The following is a 20860-nucleotide window of genomic DNA, read 5'->3' as shown; positions in this document are numbered from 1 at the left end:
GCGCCTTCTACGCTGCACCCATGCGTATTCGAATCGTCGACGCCTTCGCCGACCGCCCCTTCACGGGAAACCCCGCCGGGGTGCTGCTCCTGGACTCCACCGGCTTCCCCGACGACGGCTGGCTCCAGCGGGTCGCCGCCGAGGTCAACCTGTCGGAGACGGCCTACGCCCATCCCCTGCCGCCCGGTGGCGACGCCGACTGGGCGCTGCGCTGGTTCACCCCGGCCACCGAAGTGGATCTGTGCGGCCACGCCACGCTCGCCACCGCGCATGTGCTGCGCTCCACCGGACGCGCGAGCGGCGCCCTGCGCTTCGCCACGCGCTCCGGGATCCTCGGCGCCCTCGCGCATGAGGACGGCTCGCTCACCCTGGACTTCCCGACGTCCTCGCTGACACCCGTACCAGTCCCGGACGGGCTCGCGTCCGCGCTGGGCGCCGAGCCGGTCGCGGTCCACGACACCTCGGAGCGGATCGGCGATCTGCTGGTCGAACTGGCCGACGAGCCGGCCGTACGCGCGCTCACCCCCGACCACGCCGCGCTCGCCGGTCTCTCCCGGCGCGGCATCATCGCCACCGCCGCCGCCGAGGACCCGGGCCGGGGTTACGACTTCGTCTCCCGCGGCTTCTTCCCCGGTGTCGGGATCGACGAGGACCCGGTGACCGGCAGCGCCCACACGGCGCTCGCCCCGTTCTGGTCCGCGCGACTGGGCCGTACCGAACTGACCGGCCTCCAGGTCTCCGCCCGTACCGGCCTCGTCCACACCTCACTGCGCGGCGACCGCACCCTGCTCACCGGCCGTGCGGTGACGGTCATCGACGGCGAGCTGCTCAGCTCCCCGTGACCACGGCCGAGGGGACGTACGGCCACCCCGTACGCCGGACATCCCGCACGCCCCCTCGCCACCCCGTCGCCCAGCGCGGAGCTACACCGTGGGCAGCCAGTCCACCTTCCCGGCCAGCAGCGCGTACCCGACGAACGCCCCGATGTCGAGCAGTGTGTGGGCCACCACCAGCGGCCCGACGCGACCCCAGCGCCGGTACAGCAGCACGAACACGACGCCCATCACCATGTTGCCGATGAAGCCGCCGATCCCCTGGTACAGGTGGTACGAGCCGCGCAGCACCGAGCTCGCCACCAGCGCGGCCATCGGCGACCACCCCAGCTGTCCGAGCCTGCGCAGCAGATAGCCGACGACGATGACCTCCTCCAGCACGGAGTTCTGCGCCGCGGAGAGGATCAGCACCGGAAACTTCCACCACACATCGGGCAGCGATTCCGGCTCCACCGTCAGATTGAAGCCCGCCGCCTGCATCACCAGATAGAACGCGAGCCCGGCGCTCCCGATACCGGCCGCGATCAGCGTGCCGCGGCCCAGGTCCGGCCAGGGCCGCCGCCCGTCGAAGCCGATGTCGCGCAGCCCGCTGCCCTCCCGGGTCAGCAGATGCGCGACCAGCAGGACCGGTACCAGCGCCGTACAGATCCCGAAGAGCTGCCAGGTGAGATCGAGCCAGGGCCGGCCGGGCGCGGCCGACGTGTTGAGCCTCGCCGCCTGGTCGCCCAGCGCCTCCGGTCTGGTCAGCGAGCCGATAAAGCTGATCAGCGCGGACACTCCGCTCGCGCCGAGCGAGAGCGCCAGGACGAGTACGGTCTCGGACCGCAACGTCCCGCGTGAGATGGCCTCCCGGGGATGGAAACCGTCCTCCTGGCCCGCCTCCGCCTGCACACCTGCCTCCAGTTGAGTATTCCCGCCTCATGCCTCACGCGGTGCCGCTAGGGTCTCGAATGCAGGTACGAAGATCGCGCGCGACAGGCCGGGGGAGCAATTCGCCGTTCGCGTGGCGAGGCTCGTTCTCGTCCACTCTTCCAGCCCTTGTACACCCTTCATGAAGGAGGGGCGCCACCGTCATGGGACGTCACAGCATGCCCGACGCGAAGGCGACCGGCACGGGCAGGGCCCGTTCACCGCGCCGTCGCACCGTCTCCATCGCCACCGCGCTGGTCCTGGCCGTGGCGGCGGGGACGGGGGTGGCGGCACAGAGCGGTCTTCTCTCCTTCGCGGATCCCTGCGCGGACGCTCCGGTACGGCTGGACCTGGCGGCCTCCCCCGATATCGCCCCCGCGCTGCGCGCCATCGCGGACCGCGCGCGTCAGGACCGGGTGACCACCGACGGCCACTGTCTCGACGTACGCGTCGAGGCACGCGAGAACTACCAGGTCGCCGCCGCGCTCGCCGACGGCTCCGGGACACCCGGCTACCAGGTATGGGTGCCCGACTCCGACGTCTGGGTGGAGCGCGCCAAGGGACTGGGTGACGGCATCTCGCTGACCCCGGCCGGTACGGTCGCCACCTCTCCGGTGACGCTGGCCACCGTACCCACGACCGCGCGGACCCTGGGCTGGCCCCGCAAGAGCTACACATGGGCCGAACTGGCCGCGACCGCGACCGGCGCGGACGGGCTGCTGCTCGGCTCGGCCGACCCCGCCCGCAGTGCCACGGGACTGCTCGCGCTCAGCAGCATCGCCGAGTCCTCACGGCAGAAGGGCGCCGACAGCGACACCCGTACCGCCGCCACCGCCGAACTCCTCACCCAGCGCGTCTCCGACACCGACACGCGTGTACTGGAGACGCTGGCGCAGGACGACTCGGGCGCGGAGAAGGGCAATCCCCGCCGCAATGAGGCGGTGCTGCTCTCCGAACAAGCCGCGTTCGCCCACAACTCCGAAGGCAGCGGCTCCACCAACCTCAACCTCTTCTATCCCACGGACGGCGCGCCCGTACTCGACTACCCGTACAGCCTGGTCGACGAGACGGAGCTGACCACCGACCAGAGCCGCGCCGCCATGCGGTTCATGGCGCTGCTCGGCGACGAGGCCGCGTACCGCACACTCCAGGAGCACGGTTTCAGGGTGGCGGACACCGCGCTGGACCCCACCCTGGTCCGTACGGCGGGCGGCCTCGCGCCCCAGCCGTACGACGGGAACGACGCGGGACCGCCGTCCTCCGAATCGCTTCAGCGAGCGCTCGGCCTGTGGACGGTGACGGTGCAGAGCGCGCGGCTGACGACGGTCGTGGACACCTCGGGTTCGATGGCGGCGCCCGTACCCGGCCGCGACGGCCAGAGCCGGATGGATGTCACGAAAGCCTCGCTCCTCCGGGCTCTCGCCGGGTTCACCCCCGAGGACGAGATCGGCCTGTGGGAGTTCGCCACCCGGCTGGACGGCGCCAAGGACTACCGCGAGCTGGAGAAGACGGCCCGGCTGGGCGAGCCGGTGAAGGGCGGCGGCACCCACCGGGACCGGCTCTCGGACGCCTTCACCGCGCTCAAGCCCGTCCCGGACGGCGACACCGGTCTGTACGACACGATGCTGGCCGCCTACCGGGAAGCGGTGGCCACGTACGTGAGCGGCAAGTTCAACGCGCTCGTCATCCTCACCGACGGCTCCAACAAGGACGACGACTCGATCTCACGCGCCGAACTGATCAAGCGCCTGAAGACCGTCGTGGACCCCCGCCGCCCGGTACCGCTGATCGCGATCGCGGTGGGCCCGGACGCCGACCGCGACGAGGTCGACACGATCGCCAGGGCCACCGGCGGCGCGGGCTACGAGGTGAGCGATCCCGCCGAGATCCAGGCCGTGATGTTGCGGGCGGTCATGCTGTCGGCCGGACTGACCGGCCCCGACTCGACGGCGGCCGACCGGTCCTGAACCGTGCCGTACGACCGGGGTCCGCCGGCCGTACGGCATGCCTCACCCGGTCCCGTCGAGGGAGGACCCCGGGAACCCTGGGCCCTGTCTGACAAATCCCGCCTGGCTCGCGGGCGAACGGCGCTATTTGTCAGACAAGGCCCAGCGGCCAGCTGTGCACCGGCTCGCCCTGGTGCATCAGCTCGCAGTAGCGACGGGTGGTGGCCGCCAGCGCGGCGTCCCGCTCCAGCCCGGCCTCCAGCGCCCGGTGGAAGGTGTCCACCTGCCACGAGGCCCCGTTCATCCGCCGCTTGCAGCGTTCCTCGATCACCCCGAGATAGAAGTCGCGGTCCGCCGGCTCGATCTGCCACGCGTCCAGACCGGCGGCGGCGAGCGGCAGCAGTTCGTCGCGTACGAGCTTCACCACCGGCACGGCCGTCAGACCGGCGGCCCGGCCGGGGCGCGGCCAGCGCAGCTCCGCATCGATCCCATAGCGGCAGGCGAGGTCGAAGTTGGCCGCCGCGTCGGCGAAAGGCATCCGGCTCCAGACCGGTCTGGCGTCCTCCGCGAGCGCGCGCACCAGCCCGTAGTAGAAGGCGGTGTTGGCGATCACGTCGGTGACGGTGGGGCCCGCGGGCAGTACGCGGTTCTCCACCCGCAGATGCGGTACGCCGTCGGCGACCTCGTACACCGGCCGGTTCCAGCGGTAGACCGTCCCGTTGTGCAGTGCCAGTTCCTGGAGCTCCGGCACTCCCCCGCTGTCGAGCACCCGCAGTGGGTCCTCGTCGTCGCAGATCGGCAGCAGCGGCGGGAAGTAGCGCAGATTCTCCTCGAAGAGGTCGTACGCGGAGTCGATCCAGCGCTCCCCGAACCAGGTCCTGGGCCGCACCCCCTGGGCCTTCAGCTCCGGCGGCCGGGTGTCGGTGGCCTGTTCGAAAAGCGGTGGCCGGGACTCCCGCCACAGCTCCCGGCCGAACAGGAACGGTGCGTTGGCACCCAGTGCCACCTGCACCGATGCCATGGCCTGGGCGGCGTTCCACACATCGGCGAACCGGTCGGGCGTCACCTGGAGATGGAGCTGTACGGAGGTACACGCGGCCTCCGGGGTGATCGACGACGAGGTGCAGGTGAGCCGCTCGACCCCTTCGATGTCGAGGGTGAAATCCTCGCCCCTGGCCGCCAGCATCTGTTCGTTGAGCAGGGTGTAACGGTCGACGTCGGAGAGATTCGCGGAGACCACGTCATGCCGGGTGAGGGTCGGGAGAATTCCGATCATCACGACCCCCGCGTCGACCTCACTCGCTTTGCGGTGGGCATATCCGAGGCCGGTACGGAGTTCCTCGGCGAGCTGGTCGAGAACCCGTCCGGCCAGCCGGTGCGGAGCCACGTTCACTTCCATGTTGAACATTCCGAGTTCGGTCTGGAAATCACCGCTCGCGATACGCTTCAGCACCTCGGCATTCATCATCCGGGGCATCCCGTCGGACCCCGCGAGATTCAGCTCGATCTCCAGACCCATCAGATTCTTGGGCCGGTCGAACCCCTCCTCCGCCAGGAGTCGCCCCAGCACCGCCAGGCACACCTGCAGCTTTCTGCGGTACTTCTGCCGATCGGACAGTCCGGAACCACCCGCTTCGACCTTCTCACCCATCGAAGTGTCCCTCCTCGATCGAGTGGGCAGCCCGCGGCACCGGGCGCTCGCGTCACGATCGATAATGCCCACACGGAGTGATCCGTAACGCCCCGCCGACGCCTCGTACCCGGTACAGTGTGGACATCGGTCGTGCGGCACATTCCTTTGGCATGGTGTGGTGTTCTGTAGCCACTGCCCGACCGGCCGCGAAAAACGCCGACGAGTTTCGGCCGTCCGTGGCGAATGAATCAGCCCAGGCCAGACGCCTGCGTTCCGCGCTTATCAGCAGAAACTACGCAGGAGATGGACTTAATAGTGCCTTGTCCGCAATATGCAGGACAGCTAGCAGAAACATGGCACGAACACGTGTCGTATAAACTCCCGTATACGAGGCAGAGAGTCGGCGTCCGGCCGTACAGCCCTGAGCCCACCTCTGACCCCGCACGCTGACAGCGACGTCCGCACCCGCCCATGCTCCACCTCAAGCGTCACCCCTGTCTCCTGAGTGAGAGGCAACCCACCATGCCGCTGCATGTCCCCCCGGCTCCCGCGCCCGCCCTGCGCAGCGTTCTCGCGGCACTCGGTTCCCCTACCGCTGTGCGCGATGCCCGCACCCCCGCTCTGCAGTCCGTCCAGGGACCGCTGAGCCCCGAGCTCCCGCTGCCCGTCCATGTGCTCGACCATGTCAGCCCGGCAGCCCGGGCGACCGCCCCGGCGGGACGTACGCCACGGACCAGGCTGGCCGGCTGGCGCTTCCTGATCCGCAGCGGGGACCACGCCGTCGCCGCCGCGGACACGATGCTCACCGCGGACGGCTGGGCCTTCTCCCGGTTCTTCGAGGGCCCGTACGTCACCGCGACGGAGCGGGCGGTACGGCAGGCGGACGCGCTGGGGACCGCGTACCAGCCCCGGCTGCTCTCGGTGCCCGAGCTCTACATGCTGACGCTCTGGCTGCACGGGGACACGGACGCCGACGCCTCCACGGGGTCCCCCGCGCCGGCCGACATCCTGGTGCCTCTCGCGCCGGCCCCGCCGGGCATCGCGGCCCACCGCCCGCACCGCGTCGCCGAGTTGCTGCCCATGATCGGCCTGCGGCTCGCGCCCGCGCCACTCCTGCGTACGCCGGCCTGAAGCCGGAGCGCGGGCAGCGTGCCCGCGTCATGTGTTCCTCCCGTACCCCGCGGCCGCTATGGTCGCGGGGTACCTTTCTGCTCATCCGGCCTAGCCCGGTTCGGCCACCCCGAACCACCCGAAAAGACGGTCAAGTTGAACTGAACCGCCCGGCTGGGTGACACGTCCTTAAGCAGAAGGAAGCGCTGCCGCGAAATCCCTGCGGATTGCCGTCCGTAGGGCAACACTAGGACTGGACCAGACAGAATACGGGGGGCGGCCATGACCACATCGAGCCGCAGGACACTCACTACGACACAGCGAAAGAACTCGCCCATGTGCCAGCACCAACCAGCCTGCCCCACAGCCGACTCCGCCGACCGCGACGCCGCCCGACTGATGGCTCACCACCCGGAGCAGGGCTGGAGTCTGCTGTGCAACGGCGTTCTGCTCTTCGAGGACACCGGCGAACTGCTGCCCGACGGGAAGATCATCGCCCCGCACCGGCCGCTGCGGACCGAACAGGTGGTGACGGCGGCCTGACGCCGCCCGGCGGCGTCCGAACGCCGCCGGAATGACTGGGGCCGGCCCGGAGACCTTCCTCCGCACCGGCCCCGACGCATGTCCGGCCCCCGTCACTGTCCGTACGCGTCAGTGGTCGTACCCGTCAGTTGTCAGTTGTCGTACGCGTCCAACGGCGGGCAGGAGCAGACCAGATTACGGTCGCCGAACGCACCGTCGATACGGCGTACCGGCGGCCAGTACTTGTCGGCCGCCGAGACCCCGGCGGGGAAGACCGCCTCGTCGCGGCTGTACGCGTGCTCCCACGCACCGCCCAACGCGGCGGCCGTGTGCGGGGCGTTGCACAGCGGGTTGTCGTCCGCGGGCCACTCCCCCGACGCGACCTTCTCGATCTCCGCGCGAATCGCGATCATCGCCTCGCAGAAGCGGTCGATCTCGGTCAGGTCCTCGCTCTCGGTGGGCTCGATCATCAGAGTCCCGGCCACCGGGAACGACATCGTCGGCGCGTGGAAGCCGTAGTCGATCAGCCGCTTCGCGATGTCGTCGACGCTGACGCCGGTCGCCTTGGAGAGCGGCCGCAGATCCACGATGCACTCGTGGGCCACCAGTCCGTTCGGACCGGTGTAGAGCACCGGGTAGTGCGGCTCCAGGCGCTTGGCGATGTAGTTGGCCGCCAGCACGGCGACCTGCGTCGCGCGCTTGAGGCCCTCGCCGCCCATCAGCCGGACATACGCCCAGGAGATCGGCAGAATGCCGGCCGAGCCCCACGGAGCCGCCGAGATCGGTCCGACGCCCGTCTCGGGGCCGGCCGCGGGCTGGAGCGGGTGGTTGGGCAGATACGGGGCGAGATGGGCCCGTACCCCGACCGGACCGACGCCGGGACCGCCGCCGCCGTGCGGGATGCAGAACGTCTTGTGCAGATTCAGATGCGACACATCGGAACCGAACCGGCCCGGCTTCGCCAGCCCCACCAGCGCGTTGAGGTTCGCGCCGTCGACATACACCTGGCCGCCCGCGTCGTGCACGGCCGCGCAGATGTCACCGATGTGCTCCTCGAACACCCCGTGCGTGGACGGGTAGGTGACCATTAGTACGGCCAACTCAGCGCCGTGCTGGGCGATCTTGGCGTGCAGGTCCTCGACGTCGACATCGCCGTCCTCGCGGGTCTTGACGACGACGACCTTCATGCCGGCCATCACCGCACTCGCCGCGTTCGTGCCGTGTGCGGAGGACGGGATGAGACAGACGGTGCGTCCCGTGTCGCCGTTGGCCCGGTGGTACGCCCGTACCGCCAGCAGCCCCGCGAGCTCGCCCTGCGAACCGGCGTTGGGCTGGAGGGAGACCGCGTCATAGCCGGTGACCTCGGCGAGCCGCTCCTCCAGCTCCCTGATCAGCGTCAGATAGCCCTGTGCCTGCTCGGCGGGCGCGAAGGGGTGCAGCGCGCCGAACTCGGGCCAGGTGACCGGCTCCATCTCGGTGGTCGCGTTCAGCTTCATCGTGCAGGAGCCGAGCGGGATCATGCCGCGGTCCAGCGCGTAGTCGCGGTCCGCGAGCCGGCGCAGATAGCGCAGCATCGCGGTCTCGGAGCGGTACTGGTGGAAGACGGGGTGGGTCAGATAGTCGTCGGTCCGCAGCAGCGCGCCGGGCAGCGCGTCCTCGGTGGCCGCGTCCAGCGCCTCGATGTCCCCGCTGACGCCGAAGGCCGTCCACACGGCGGCCAGCTGCGTACGGCCGGTGGTCTCGTCGCAGGCGATGGAGACATGGTCGGCGTCGGCCAGGCGGATATTGACGCCGCCCTCACGCGCGGCGGCGACGACCTCGGCGGCCCGGCCGGGGACCCGGGCGGTCAGCGTGTCGAAGTACGCGCCGTGCACGATCTCGACGCCGCCCGCACGCAGCCCCTCGGCGAGCAGCGCGGCGTAGCGGTGGGTGCGGCGCGCGATGGACCGCAGCCCCTCGGGGCCGTGGTAGACCGCGTACATCCCGGCCATGACGGCGAGCAGCACCTGCGCGGTACAGATGTTGCTGGTGGCCTTCTCGCGGCGGATGTGCTGTTCGCGGGTCTGGAGCGCCAGCCGGTACGCCTTGTTGCCGTCGGCGTCCACCGACACCCCGACGAGCCGGCCCGGCAGGCTGCGCGCGAACTTCTCGCGTACGGCCATGAATCCGGCGTGCGGTCCGCCGAAGCCCATCGGGACCCCGAAGCGCTGGGTGGTGCCCACCGCGATGTCCGCGCCCAGCTCACCCGGTGAGGTGAGCAGCGTCAGCGCGAGCAGGTCGGCGGCGACGGTGACGATCGCGCCGAGGCCATGCGCCTGCTCGATGACGGGCCCGAGGTCCCGTACGGCCCCCGAGGCGCCCGGGTACTGGAGCAGCACACCGAAGACGCCGCGCTCGGCCACCTCGGCGGGGATGCCCTCGCTCAGGTCCGCGACGACGACCTCGACACCGGTCGGCTCGGCGCGGGTCTCGATCACGGCGATGGTCTGCGGCAGGGCGTCGGCGTCCACCAGGAAGACGCCGCCCTTGACCTTGCCGACGCGGCGGGCGAGCGCCATCGCCTCCGCCGCCGCGGTGCCCTCGTCCAGCAGGGAGGCGCCCGAGGTCGGCAGCCCCGTCAGCTCGGCCACCACCGTCTGGAAGTTCAGCAGCGCCTCAAGCCGGCCCTGGGAGATCTCCGGCTGGTACGGGGTGTACGCGGTGTACCAGGCCGGGTTCTCCATGACATTGCGCAGGATCACCGACGGCGTGTACGTGCCGTAGTAGCCGAGCCCGATCATCGGCGCGAGCACCTGATTGCGGTCCGCGAGGGAGCGCAACTCGGCCAGCACCTCCGCCTCGGTACGGGCCCCCGGCAACCGCAGCGCTTCCGTGCTCTTGATGACGTCAGGCACCGCGGCGGCGGTCAGCTCGTCGAGCGAGCCGTAGCCGACCTGCGCCAGCATCTTCGCCTGCGCCGGCGCGTCGGGCCCGATGTGGCGCTGCTCGAAGGGGGTGCCTCGCTCCAGCTGGGAGAGCGGAATGCGGTTGACGGTCATTGCGGAGGCCTCCTGGTCGACGCGACCTGTGAGGGGCACCGGGACACGGGTGCCCGAACGGCCTCCCCCTCTGTCATCTCAACCTGAGAGCTTCACCGGCCCGCCCGGAGGCGGCCCGGCTTTCACCGTCGGTGAGAGCGGATGCCGTCCGACGCCCGCCCTGCTTTCCAGAGTGACCTCGTCCGTGCGGTACGGGGGCCTGAGAGATTCCGGGGAGGATTTGCTCCTTCGGCGCCTCCGGCCTTCTCTCCGGAGACTCTCCCGCACGGGGTCAGCAGCCGCTTGCCAGCCTACCAGCGCGGCCTTCGGCACAACTTTCGAGTGGCCGACGCCCGAGATCTGCACTTTTGTAGTATTCACAAGCAGTTGCGAGCAGTTGCGACCCGTTTGGAGGGACCGTGGAGACCGACATTGATCCGCGCAGTCTGATAGGCCGCAAGGCGTTCGACCGCAACGGCCATAAGCTCGGGACAGTGGACGAGGTATATCTCGACGACGCCACCGGAATCCCGGAGTGGGCCGCCGTCCGTACCGGGCTCTTCAGCCGCGACGCCTTCGTCCCCCTTGCCCCCAGCACGCTGTCCCAGGACGGTCTGCGGATCCCGTTCGAGCGCGCGCTGATCAAGGACGCCCCCGATTTCGGTGTCGGCCGGCATCTCTCGCCCGACCAGGAACTCCAGCTCTACCACCACTACGGCCTGGCCCTTCCGGAACCCGAACCACCCGAACGGCCCGCTTCCCTGTCCGACCGTGATGCGGAACGCAACTTCGGACGACTGGCCGGCCAGGACGACTGACCCGCCACCGCCGGCACCAGCGGCAGCGGCTCGGAGAGCTCCAGATCGGGGTCGTCGGCCCAGAAGGTCCGCACCCGCCCCGGCGGAGACCCCGGCTCCTCGAACCGTACGGTCACCCTCCGCAGGCCGCTGCCCTGCACCCAGCCCGCGCCGAACTCGCGATGGCGCACGTCGTGTCCCGCCGGGAATCGCCGCTCGGCGGGCGCGTCCGGCGCCTCGGCGGGCCCACCGCCACCGCTCCCGGCCGCTCCGGACGTCGCCGTCCCATCCCCGACCGCGCTCTCCGCACCCGCCGGCTCGCGCTCCCGCTCGTCCGCCGACGCCCGCGAGGCGGCGGCGGACTCGTCGGCCGCGGCCTGCGCGAAGAGATCCTCCTGCGTGTAGTCCGCGAGCCCCGTCACGCCCACCCCGAGCAGCCGTACCCCGCCCGTGGTGTCCACCGACTCCAGCAGCCGCCCCGCGGCCTCCCGCACCACGCCCGGGTCGTCCGTGGGCCCGCGCAGGGTCTCCGAGCGGGTCAGGGTCGAGAAGTCGTACCGCCGCACCTTGAGGACGACGGTCCGCCCCGAGCGCCCGGCCGCCCGCAGCCGCTCGACGCACCGGTCCGCGAGCCGGTCCACCTCCGTACGCACCCTGACCCGGTCGTGCAGATCGACATCGAAGGTGTCCTCGACCGACACGGACTTGGCGTCGCGCTCGGACACCACGGCCCGGTCGTCACGCCCGAGCGCCATCCGGTACAGCGACGCGCCGTGGGCCTTCCCCAGCAGCCGTACGAGTTCGTCCTCACCCGCCTCGGCCAGATCGGCGACCGTGGTCATGCCCGCCCGGCGCAGATGGTCCCCGGTCGCGGGGCCGACCCCGGGCAGCGTACGCACCGGCATGGGCCCCAGCAGGGCGCGCTCCGTACCGGGCTCTATGAGCACGAGACCGTCCGGCTTGGCCTGCTCGGAGCCGATCTTCGCCAGCATCTTGGACCCCGCGAGCCCCACCGAACCGCTGAGCCCCGTCACCGCCCTGATGTCCCTGCGCAGCCGCTCACCCGCCGCCAGCGCCGAGGCCGTGTCAGCGGCCGAGCCGCCCGCCTCCAGGTCCACGAACGCCTCGTCCAGGCTCAGCGGCTCCACCAGCGGCGAGAGCCTCCCCAGCAGCTCCATCACCTGCTCGCTGACCGCGCGGTAGAGCGAGAAGCGCGGGACGAGATAGGCGGCGTTCGGCGCCAGACGCCTCGCCTGGGCCATCGGCATCGCCGAGTGCACCCCGAAGCGTCTCGCCTCGTACGAGGCCGTGGAGACCACCCCACGCGGGCCCAGACCGCCGACCACCACCGGCTTTCCGCGCAGACTCGGCTTCGCCGCCTGCTCGGCGGCGGCGAAGAAGGCATCCATGTCCAGATGCAGGATCGTCGGCGCGGATCTCACATCACCGATGCTCCCTCACGCCACTGACAATCGGCCGGAGATACGGGTCGGAGATACGGGTCAGACAGCCCGGTCCCGGCGCCGTCTGGCCAGTTCATCGGCGGGGTTGTTGCCGATCAGCGTCTCGCCGGTGTCGATCCGCTCCCCATGGAGCTGGGACAGCGCGGCCTCGACATCCCGCCACACCACACCGACCGCGATCCCGAAGACCCCCTGGCCCCCCTGGAGCAGGCTCACCACCTCGTCGGGCGAGGAGCACTCGTAGACGGTCGCGCCGTCGCTCATGAGCGTCACCCGGTCCAGATCCTGGAAGCCGCCGGCCCGCAGATGCTGAACCGCCGCCCTGATGTTCTGCAGAGCGACCCCGGTGTCCAGGAAGCGCTTCACGATCTTGAGGACGACCACATCCCGGAAGCTGTAGAGCCGCTGGGTGCCCGACCCGTACGCGGGGCGGACACTCGGCTCGACGAGCCCCGTGCGTGCCCAGTAGTCCAACTGGCGGTACGTGATCCCCGCCGCCGCGCACGCGGTCGGACCCCGGTATCCGACCGTCTCCGCACCGGGGTCGGGGGCACTGCCGTGAAGCGGATACGGACCGCCCGCCGCCGTACTGTCGCCGCTGCTTCTCACGCCGACCCTCCGTCCTTGACCTGCCCTGTCGAAGGTAGGCAGTCACCCGGGGTGCGTCAACGATCGCCACACTCGCCACGCCGAGTGATAATCACCCTGAGTGTGGTTTCCCGTGCCCCTTTTTGGGGAAGGGCTGACCGAATGCGCTGACAGAGCCCGGCGCAGCGCTCACCGGCCGCTCACTGGCTGTTGGTCCCGAAGTCCTCCGGAGAGATCTGGTCGAGGAACTCGCGGAACTTCTCCACCTCGTCCTCCTGCTCATCCGGGATGGCGATGCCGGCATCGTCCAGAACCCCGTCACTGCCGTAGATCGGCGTGCCCGTGCGCAACGCGAGCGCTATGGCATCGGACGGCCTGGCGCTCACCTCGACCCCGCTCGCGAAGACCAGCTCCGCGTAGAAGACCCCTTCACGCAGGTCCGTGATCCGGACCTCGGTGAGCTCCTGGCCCACCGCTTCCAGCACGTCCTTGAAGAGATCATGGGTCAGCGGACGGGCCGGGGCCATGCCCTGCTGGGCGAAGGCAATGGCGGTCGCCTCCCCCGGTCCGATCCAAATGGGGAGGTACCGGTCGCCTCCCACTTCACGCAGGAGCACGATCGGTTGGTTGGAGGGCATTTCCACCCGGACACCCACAACGTCGAGCTCGTTCACACAGCAACCCTAGGACGTGCCCGGCAGGTTTGGGTAGTCGGACTCCCCCATGATCAGTCCGGCCGGACCCCGAGAGCCGTCCGGACCAGGGCCGCGTGGAGCCGCGTGGAGAGCGCGGCCAGCTCCTTCGTGGTCGCCTCCGCATGGGCCCTGGTCTGCGGGTTACGGTGCCGGCGCAGCGGCGAGACGACCTGTTCGACCAGCCCGGCCTCGCGTTCCGCGGCCGCCTTCATGACCCGCAGATGCCGGGGTTCCAGACCGAATCGTCCGAGATCCGAGACGAGCCGGGCCACGGTGACGGCCCCGGCGTCATAGGCGCCGTCCGGCAACGGCGTGATGAGGCCGTACGACTCCCACTCGTCGAGGAGGCTCTCGCCGACCCCGGCGGCGGCCAGCAGCTCGTCACGGCCCATCCGCGCGGCGGTCGGAACCCCCGGCTCCGCCTCCGGGACGGCGCTCAGCGGCCCCCGCTGGGGGCCCGGCAGCTGGACATGCTCGCCGCGCCCCAGGGCGTCCAGCTGCTCCCTGATGACCTTCAGGGGCAGATAGTGGTCCCGCTGCATCCGCAGCACCCGGGCCAGCCGCTCGACATCCCCGGCACTGAACTTCCGATAACCGGAGGGAGTCCTGTCCGGCTCGACCAGGCCCTCCGCCTCCAGGAACCGGATCTTGGAGATGGAGATCCCGGGGAACTCGTCCCGCAGCCTGGCGAGCACCGCGCCGATGCTCAGCAGCGGCTCGCCCGTGCGGGCGGTGCCGGATCCGGCACCGCCCTTCGGTGTGCGCAGCATGGACCTTCCCTGAGGGTCACACGCCCCGCTGGCTCGCGTAGAAGACCAGCCGGTACTTACCGATCTGGACCTCGTCGCCGTTCGCCAGCAGGACCGAATCGATCCGCTCACGATTGACGTACGTACCGTTCAGACTGCCGACGTCCGAGACGGTGAAGCGGCCGTCGGCGCCCCTGCGGAACTCCACATGGCGACGCGACACGGTCACATCGTCCAGGAAGATATCGCTCTCCGGATGGCGGCCGGCCGTGGTCAGTTCGCCGTCCAGCAGGAAGCGGCTGCCCGAATTCGGACCGCGGCGCACCACCAGGAGCGCCGATCCCATCGGCAGCGCGTCGACCGCCGCCTGCGCCTCCGGCGTGAGCGAGGGAAGCGACGTCTGGCCGGTCACCTCGGAGTCGTACGCCTCAAGACCCGAGATGGAGATCGTCGAGGTCGTCTCCGAAGCGCGCTCCGCGGGCACTCCGCCCCGCAGTGGCGCGCCACAGTTGGAGCAGAACCGACTGGCTTCGGCGTTTCGGTGTCCGCACCTCGTACACACAGGCATGGCCGACATAGAGGGATCCTCCTGCCGCGACTGCCCCCCGGGGACAGATGAGTCCTCGAAACCTATGCGGCCAGGACCGGCAGGGTCAACAGACGACGCGCCGGGCGCCTCGCCACCCACCTGGTCACGGAAGAGCGGGCGCTCGCCGCCCGGCTCCTCGCTCTGGCCATGGCGCGATGCGCGATGGCGGGCGGAGCCGCCCTCCTCGCGTGCGCTCTTGCCGAACAACTTCGCAAACAACTTCACGGGCGATTCCCCTTGACCGAAACAGACCCGCCCGTGGGGCAGGACGAACCCTGAATGAACACACCTGCCGACCCGGACATCTTGACAACGTCCGTATCCACCGGACAGTTTCCACCACGCACCACGCTGATCGTGCGCCGACCCCCCGCAACCTCATGCCCGCGTACGGCGACTGCCATGCGCCCCCGCCTCACTGCGCCGACGACCGAGCGTAGTCAGGACGCTTCGCCGGTCGCAAGGCATCCACGATGATCTTCTCAGCCCGCGTCACCGTGGCCGTGGCCTGCTCCTTCTCCAGCGTCTGGACCACTCCGCCCGGAATGTTGAGGGCGGGCTCCAGATCCTGTGGCTTGCCGATGACCTTGAAGACATACGGTGCCGTGACCGCCTTGCCATCCACCTGGACGTCACCTCCCGTACCCGAGAAGTATGTATCGGCGACCACCCTGACGTCATTGACCTGGATGGCCTCGGCGCCCGCCGCCCGCAGCTCCTGGATCGCGTCGAGCAGCATGTCCGGCTCGACCGTGCCGCTCGGGTCGTTGATGGTCAGCGTGATTCCGGGCCCCTGCGCCGCGACCGTGCCGGCCAGGATGCCCAGCTGCTGCTCCTTCTCCCGCGTCTGCTTGCGCGCCTCCTCGGCCTGGTCCGAGCTGGTCTCCAACTCGGTGCGCTGCGCGTCGAGACGCTGCTTCTCGTCCTCAAGGCGCTGCGTACGGTTGTCGAGCTCATCGAGGATGCGCACCAGGTCCTCCTGGCGGGCGCCCCGCAACGCGCTGTCGTCGTTGTTCGACGTGACCTGGATGGCGAGCCCGAGTCCGAGCACGAACAGCAGGACGGCGACGATCAGCTGGGCCCGGGTGACCCTCGGCGGCCACAGCCCCGCGGCCAACCGCTGGCGGCCGGTGAGCTGTTGGCGCTCCGGCTCCGACGGGGTGTTCGTACCGTCCTCGTTCCTGGGGGTCTCTCCGCCGTTCATCGGCCTCACGCCCGGAACACATGCCGGCGGATCGCGGCAGCGTTGGAGAAGATACGGATACCGAACACGACCACCACGCCGGTGGACAACTGGGCACCCACGCCCAGCTTGTCGCCCAGGAACACGATCAGCGCGGCCACCACCACATTCGACAGGAACGAGACGACGAAGACCTTGTCGACGAAGATCCCGTCGAGCATGGCGCGCAGTCCCCCGAAGACCGCGTCGAGCGCGGCGACGACGGCGATCGGCAGATAGGGCTCGACCACCGCCGGCACCTCGGGCCGGACCAACAATCCGACCACGACTCCCACGACGAGGCCCAGTACGGCGATCACGATGTGCCCTTCCCGGTGTTGGCCGCGCCCTGTCCGTTGCCCTTCCCGGCGTCGGCGGCCTTCGGCTCTGCTGTACGTACGATCAGGCTCGGCGCGGCAGGCAGACGCACGTCTTCCTGATCCGAAATGCTGGTACGAATACCGAAGTTCTCCTGGAGCGCGTGCAGATACTGACCGTCGGCGCTGTCCTGGAACGCGGTGCTCAGCTTCTTCCCGTCCCCCACCGCGAGCACCGTGTACGGCGGCACCAGCGGCCTGTTGTCGACCAGTATGGCGTCGCCCGCGGCCCGGATCGCGGACAGCGAGGTCAGCCGCTGCCCATTGATCGCGATCGCTTCCGCGCCCGACTCCCACAGCCCGTTGACGACCCGCTGCATGTCGCGGTCGCGCACCCGGCCCGTATCGGAGAAACCACTGCTCTCCCGCGGCCCGCCGCCACCGGACTCGGTGTCCTTGGCGTCATCCACCACGAGCTGCACACCCGGCCCCCGCACCGGCGTCGCGCCCGCGAGCAGGGCGACCAGTTCGCCCTGGTCGCCGCCGTGAGCCCGCAGGGCAGCGCGCTGGCGCTCACCCACCTCGGTACGCAGCTTCTCGACCGTGCTCTCCAGCGTGTCCGCCGTAGCGGTCTCCGCGTCGATCCGGCTGATGAGCTCCTCGCGCTCCTTGGCCACCACGGGCGCCGAGATTCGCGCCTGGGCCGCGCCGACAGTGACCACCAGAGCGGCCAGCACCAGACCCGCGGCGAGGCCGAGCTTCGCCTTGAGCGTGCGCGGCAGTCCGCCTTCTTCGGCGTCCCTGCGGGCCGCCGCCTCCGCGTAGCCCTCATCGAGGCTGTGGTCCATCACATTGTTCAGCAGCGACATCGACGCGTCGGGGCGCGGCGGCGGAGAGCCAGTGCTCCGAATGGGGGGCTGCTGCGACATGACGCACATCGTCGCACGTCGGGGGCGCTACCGCCGAATGGCCCCACCGGCGCGCCGGACGGCGGTCGATCACACCGTCCGGCACACCCGTGTCACACCCGCGAGCGGCCCTAGTGACCTGCGCTGTCCACGACCGACGACCACTCGTCCAGCAGCGCCTGCGCCGACGCGTCGTCCGGGCCTTCCGCCCACAAATGAGTGACGGCTTCGGCCGGGTCCGGCAGCACCATCACCCAGCGGCCGTCGGCCTCCACCACACGCACCCCGTCCGTCGTGTCCACCTGCCGGTCTCCGGCCGCCTCGACGACACTGCGCATGACCAGCCCCTTGACGGCCCAGGGCGTCGCCAGATCCCGGCGCAGCACATGGGCACGCGGAATACGGGCGTCGATCTGGCTCAGCGTGAGCTGCGTACGCGCCACCAGACCGATCAGCCGCACGAAGGCGGCCGTACCGTCCAGGACGCTGCTGAACTCCGGCACGATGAAGGCTCCACGCCCGTCACCGCCGAAGATCGTGGTCTCCTCGCGGCCCACCCGGGTCAGATCGTCCGGCGAGGTGGTCGTCCACTCAACCTGCGTGCCGTGATACGCGGCGACCTGCTCGGCGATCCTCGTGGTGGTCACGGGCAGCGCCACCCGGCCGCTGCGCCGCTCGGCCGCGACCAGATCGAGCAGGACCAGCAGCGCGCGGTCGTCCTCGATGATCCTTCCCCGCTCGTCGACCAGTGACAGCCGCTCACCGACGGGGTCGAACCGCACCCCGAACGCGGCCCGCGCCGAGGCGACGATCTCACCGAGCCTGACCAGTCCCGAACGGCGCGACTCGGCCGTCTCTGTCGGCCGGGACTCATCGAGGCCGGGGTTGATGGTCAGCGCGTCGACCCCGAGCCGGCCCAGGAGGCTGGGCAGTACGAGCCCGGCGCTGCCGTTGGACGCGTCGACCACGACCTTGAGCCCTGCCTCCGCGATGCCGGTCGTATCGACATTGCGCAGCAGCGAGCCGGTGTACGAGTCGAAGACGCTGGCGGGGAAGTGCAGATCGCCGATCTCCCCGGGGAACGCGCGGCGGTACTCCTGGCGCGCGTACACCCGGTCCAGCTTGCGCTGACCGCCCTGCGACAGGTCCGCGCCGCGCTCGTCGAAGAACATGATGTCCACGGAGTCCGGCACCCCGGGCGAGGTACGGATCATGATGCCGCCGGCGCTGCCCCGGGCCGTCTGCTGCCGGGCTACGGGCAGAGGCACGTTCTCCAGGTCCCGTACATCGATGGCGCTGGACTGCAGTGACGAGATCACGGCGCGCTTGAGGGCACGGGCACCACGTGAGTGGTCACGCGCCGTGGTGACGGTGGAGCCCTTCTTCAGGGTCGTGGCGTACGCACCCGCGAGCCGCACCGCGACTTCTGGCGTGATCTCGACGTTCAGGATGCCGGAGACACCGCGCGCTCCGAAGAGATGCGCCTGCCCTCTGGACTCCCAGATCACCGACGTGTTGACGAAGGCGCCGGCTTCGATGGTCTTGAACGGGTAGACCCGCACATTGCCCTGGATGATCGATTCCTCGCCGACGAGACACTCGTCGCCGATGACCGCACCGTCCTCGATCCGGGCGGCCCGCATGATGTCCGTGTTCTTGCCGATCACACAGCCGCGCAGATTGCTGTGCTGCCCGATGTAGACGTTGTCGTGGACAACTGCCTTGTGGAGGAACGCGCCGGTCTTCACGACGACGTTGGAGCCGACGACGGTGTGCTCGCGAATCTCCGCGTCGGCCTCGACCTTGGCGTAGTCACCGATGTACAGCGGCCCGCGCAGAACGGCGTCGGGATGGACCTCGGCGCCTTCGGCGATCCACACGCCCGGCGAGATCTCGAAGCCGTCGATATCGACGTCGACCTTGCCTTCGAGCACATCGGCCTGGGCCTTGACGTAACTCTCGTGCGTGCCGACGTCCTCCCAGTAGCCCTCGGCGATATAGCCGTAGACCTTCTTGCCCTCCTTCATCAGCTGAGGGAAGACATCACCGGACCAGTCCACCGACACGTCGGCCTCGACATAGTCGAAGACCTCGGGCTCCATCACGTAGATGCCCGTGTTCACGGTGTCCGAGAAGACCTGTCCCCAGGTGGGCTTCTCCAGGAAGCGCTCGACCTTTCCCTCTTCGTCCACGATCGTGATGCCGAATTCCAGTGGATTCGGCACCCGGGTCAGACACACCGTCACCAGTGCGCCCTTTTCCTTGTGGAACGCGATGAGGTCGGTCAGATCGAAATCGGTGAGCGCGTCACCGGAAATGACGAGGAAGGCATCGTCTTTCAGTGCCTCCTCCGCGTTCTTCACACTCCCCGCGGTGCCGAGCGGCTTCTCCTCGTTGGCATAGGTCAGGTCCATGCCCAGCTCTTCACCGTCACCGAAATAATTCTTGACGAGAGAGGCGAGGAATTGCACGGTTACGACGGTCTCACTGAGCCCATGGCGCTTGAGCAACCGCAGCACATGCTCCATGATCGGCCGGTTGACGACCGGCAGGAGCGGCTTGGGCATGCTTGAGGTCATGGGGCGAAGTCGAGTACCTTCGCCACCGGCCATCACGACGGCCTTCATGTCGGAAGCGTCCTCCTTGAAGAGACGGTCTCGCCGACTTCACCCGTCTGGACAGAGGCCCCATTGACGTCGGGCGCGGGCCGGCGACACTGCACGGCACCGCATCGACGAGCTCAGTCGGCCACGTTGTCCGCCTTGACAAGCCGACGGACCTGGACCACATACAGGATCCCTGCCCACCAATACAGACTTGTACCCCAAATGGCGAACGCCCATCCGAAAACTTCAGCGAGTGACGCAAGCCAGCCACTTCCGTCACTGAGAAGCAGGAGCGGGAAGGCATACATCAAGTTGAAGGTAGCCGCCTTGCCGAGGAAGTTCACCTGGGGAGGCGGATAGCCGTGCCTGCGAAGGATGGCCACCATGACCAGAAGCATCAGTTCCCGGGCCAGTAGGGCCACGGTGAGCCACAGGGGCAGGATCTCCCGCCAGGTGAGGCCAACCAGGGTGGAAAGGATGTAGAGCCGGTCGGCCGCGGGATCGAGAAGTCGCCCCAGGCTGCTGATCTGGTTCCAGCGGCGGGCGAGCTTGCCGTCGAGATAGTCACTGACGCCGCTCAGCATGAGCACCAGCAATGCCCAGCCGTCGCTCTTCGGCCCGCCGAACTCGGGGCGCAGGATCAGCCACAGGAAGAGCGGTACGCCGACGAGGCGGGCCATGCTGAGAATGTTGGGGATGGTGAGCACCCGGTCCGTCTGAACGCGAGTCTCCTGGACCTCCACCCGGGGGCCTCCTGTGTGGAACGTGCCAACGATGCTTCCTGACCCTACCCTCAGCGCCGGCACACGAACGCAGGGGGGTAAAGAAGGGGGACGAGGTATAACGTCTCACAGAATGCAGAAATGCCCCGCACCAGAAGGTGCGAGGCATTCCCACAATAATTGTTCGGCGGCGTCCTACTCTCCCACAGGGTCCCCCCTGCAGTACCATCGGCG

At 69.5% G+C, this 20860-nt stretch carries 18 protein-coding genes and 1 riboswitch; of the genes, 5 read left to right on the top strand and 13 right to left on the bottom strand.

The genetic code is table 11. The annotated features are described in order from the left end of the window. Nucleotides 1–20 precede the first annotated feature (20 nt). Nucleotides 21–842: a PhzF family phenazine biosynthesis protein gene (locus IF11_RS0120100; RefSeq protein ID WP_030353040.1), complete on the top strand. Its 822-nt coding sequence runs from the start codon at nt 21–23 to the stop codon at nt 840–842. A gap of 81 nt (nt 843–923) precedes the next feature. Here the strand turns inward: IF11_RS0120100 and IF11_RS0120095 are convergent, their stop codons facing one another. Continuing rightward, nucleotides 924–1724: a CPBP family intramembrane glutamic endopeptidase gene (locus IF11_RS0120095; protein ID WP_030353039.1), complete on the bottom strand. Its 801-nt coding sequence runs from the start codon at nt 1722–1724 to the stop codon at nt 924–926. 197 nt (nt 1725–1921) lie between these two features. On the opposite strand from IF11_RS0120095, the gene IF11_RS0120090 reads away from it, so the two are divergent. Then, nucleotides 1922–3709 carry a substrate-binding domain-containing protein gene (locus tag IF11_RS0120090; RefSeq protein WP_051746075.1) on the top strand — a complete coding sequence of 596 codons (1788 nt, stop codon included), beginning with the start codon at nt 1922–1924 and terminating at the stop codon, nt 3707–3709. Between the two features lie 130 nt (nt 3710–3839). On the opposite strand, the gene IF11_RS0120085 is transcribed toward IF11_RS0120090, so the two are convergent. Continuing rightward, entirely contained in the window at nt 3840–5339 is a 1500-nt protein-coding gene (locus tag IF11_RS0120085; protein WP_030353037.1) for a glutamate-cysteine ligase family protein, read from the bottom strand. A gap of 504 nt (nt 5340–5843) precedes the next feature. Here IF11_RS0120085 and IF11_RS0120080 point away from each other — a divergent pair. Together IF11_RS0120080 and IF11_RS0120075 are read left to right on the top strand one after the other, a co-directional pair. Beyond that, nucleotides 5844–6452 (top strand): hypothetical protein, encoded by a 609-nt coding sequence (locus tag IF11_RS0120080; protein WP_030353036.1) that lies wholly within the window; start codon nt 5844–5846, stop codon nt 6450–6452. Nucleotides 6453–6767: 315 nt separating this feature from the next. Beyond that, nucleotides 6768–6974: a DUF5999 family protein gene (locus tag IF11_RS0120075; protein WP_030353035.1), complete on the top strand. Its 207-nt coding sequence runs from the start codon at nt 6768–6770 to the stop codon at nt 6972–6974. Nucleotides 6975–7105: 131 nt separating this feature from the next. Here IF11_RS0120075 and gcvP read toward each other — a convergent pair whose 3' ends face one another. Beyond that, nucleotides 7106–9991, bottom strand: a complete 2886-nt coding sequence (gcvP, locus tag IF11_RS0120070; RefSeq protein WP_030353034.1) for an aminomethyl-transferring glycine dehydrogenase — start codon at nt 9989–9991, stop codon at nt 7106–7108. A 177-nt stretch (nt 9992–10168) separates the two neighbouring features. Further along, a riboswitch (glycine riboswitch) is annotated at nt 10169–10265 on the bottom strand. 124 nt (nt 10266–10389) lie between these two features. On the opposite strand from gcvP, the gene IF11_RS0120065 reads away from it, so the two are divergent. Next, nucleotides 10390–10788 (top strand): PRC-barrel domain-containing protein, encoded by a 399-nt coding sequence (locus tag IF11_RS0120065; RefSeq protein WP_030353033.1) that lies wholly within the window; start codon nt 10390–10392, stop codon nt 10786–10788. Here the strand turns inward: IF11_RS0120065 and IF11_RS0120060 are convergent. The 10 genes from IF11_RS0120060 to clsA form a co-directional block, all read right to left on the bottom strand. Next, nucleotides 10683–12209, bottom strand: a complete 1527-nt coding sequence (locus IF11_RS0120060) for a DNA polymerase IV (protein ID WP_078490795.1) — start codon at nt 12207–12209, stop codon at nt 10683–10685. The genes IF11_RS0120065 and IF11_RS0120060 overlap by 106 nt on opposite strands. 60 nt (nt 12210–12269) lie before the next feature. Continuing rightward, nucleotides 12270–12839: a MerR family transcriptional regulator gene (locus IF11_RS0120055; protein ID WP_030353031.1), complete on the bottom strand. Its 570-nt coding sequence runs from the start codon at nt 12837–12839 to the stop codon at nt 12270–12272. A gap of 179 nt (nt 12840–13018) precedes the next feature. Then, nucleotides 13019–13492, bottom strand: coding sequence for a bifunctional nuclease family protein (locus IF11_RS0120050; protein ID WP_006123076.1), 474 nt, complete (start codon nt 13490–13492; stop codon nt 13019–13021). A gap of 53 nt (nt 13493–13545) precedes the next feature. Beyond that, a complete protein-coding gene (ftsR, locus tag IF11_RS0120045) occupies nt 13546–14283 on the bottom strand; it encodes a transcriptional regulator FtsR (RefSeq protein WP_030353030.1) in 738 nt (245 codons plus the stop codon). A 16-nt stretch (nt 14284–14299) separates the two neighbouring features. Further along, entirely contained in the window at nt 14300–15184 is an 885-nt protein-coding gene (locus tag IF11_RS39035) for a double zinc ribbon and FHA domain-containing protein (protein WP_078490794.1), read from the bottom strand. A gap of 82 nt (nt 15185–15266) precedes the next feature. Continuing rightward, nucleotides 15267–16055 carry a DUF881 domain-containing protein gene (locus tag IF11_RS0120035; protein ID WP_030353028.1) on the bottom strand — a complete coding sequence of 263 codons (789 nt, stop codon included), beginning with the start codon at nt 16053–16055 and terminating at the stop codon, nt 15267–15269. 5 nt (nt 16056–16060) lie between these two features. Further along, entirely contained in the window at nt 16061–16393 is a 333-nt protein-coding gene (locus IF11_RS0120030) for a small basic family protein (protein ID WP_023543062.1), read from the bottom strand. Continuing rightward, nucleotides 16390–17319 (bottom strand): DUF881 domain-containing protein, encoded by a 930-nt coding sequence (locus IF11_RS0120025; protein ID WP_037728137.1) that lies wholly within the window; start codon nt 17317–17319, stop codon nt 16390–16392. The genes IF11_RS0120030 and IF11_RS0120025 overlap by 4 nt, the downstream gene beginning before the upstream one ends. Before the next feature lie 110 nt (nt 17320–17429). Continuing rightward, complete coding sequence (locus IF11_RS0120020; protein ID WP_030353026.1) at nt 17430–19925, bottom strand: mannose-1-phosphate guanyltransferase; 2496 nt, start codon at nt 19923–19925, stop codon at nt 17430–17432. A 113-nt stretch (nt 19926–20038) separates the two neighbouring features. After that, nucleotides 20039–20647 (bottom strand): cardiolipin synthase ClsA, encoded by a 609-nt coding sequence (gene clsA / locus IF11_RS0120015; protein ID WP_030353025.1) that lies wholly within the window; start codon nt 20645–20647, stop codon nt 20039–20041. Nucleotides 20648–20860: the final 213 nt, after the last annotated feature.

It is taken from the genome of Streptomyces scopuliridis RB72 (assembly GCF_000718095.1).
GTDB classification, from domain to species: domain Bacteria; phylum Actinomycetota; class Actinomycetes; order Streptomycetales; family Streptomycetaceae; genus Streptomyces; species Streptomyces scopuliridis.
This window is presented reverse-complemented; position numbering and strand designations above follow the sequence as displayed.

Excerpts from the sequence above, each read along its gene's own strand:
- gcvP (WP_030353034.1), bottom strand. The coding sequence starts at position 9,991 with ATGACCGTCAACCGCATTCCGCTCTCCCAGCTGGAGCGAGGCACCCCC.
- IF11_RS0120085 (WP_030353037.1), bottom strand. The coding sequence starts at position 5,339 with ATGGGTGAGAAGGTCGAAGCGGGTGGTTCCGGACTGTCCGATCGGCAG.
- IF11_RS0120035 (WP_030353028.1), bottom strand. The coding sequence starts at position 16,055 with ATGAACGGCGGAGAGACCCCCAGGAACGAGGACGGTACGAACACCCCG.
- IF11_RS0120080 (WP_030353036.1), top strand. The coding sequence starts at position 5,844 with ATGCCGCTGCATGTCCCCCCGGCTCCCGCGCCCGCCCTGCGCAGCGTT.
- IF11_RS0120075 (WP_030353035.1), top strand. The coding sequence starts at position 6,768 with ATGTGCCAGCACCAACCAGCCTGCCCCACAGCCGACTCCGCCGACCGC.
- IF11_RS0120090 (WP_051746075.1), top strand. The coding sequence starts at position 1,922 with ATGCCCGACGCGAAGGCGACCGGCACGGGCAGGGCCCGTTCACCGCGC.
- IF11_RS0120020 (WP_030353026.1), bottom strand. The coding sequence starts at position 19,925 with ATGAAGGCCGTCGTGATGGCCGGTGGCGAAGGTACTCGACTTCGCCCC.
- IF11_RS0120025 (WP_037728137.1), bottom strand. The coding sequence starts at position 17,319 with ATGTCGCAGCAGCCCCCCATTCGGAGCACTGGCTCTCCGCCGCCGCGC.
- IF11_RS0120100 (WP_030353040.1), top strand. The coding sequence starts at position 21 with ATGCGTATTCGAATCGTCGACGCCTTCGCCGACCGCCCCTTCACGGGA.
- ftsR (WP_030353030.1), bottom strand. The coding sequence starts at position 14,283 with ATGCTGCGCACACCGAAGGGCGGTGCCGGATCCGGCACCGCCCGCACG.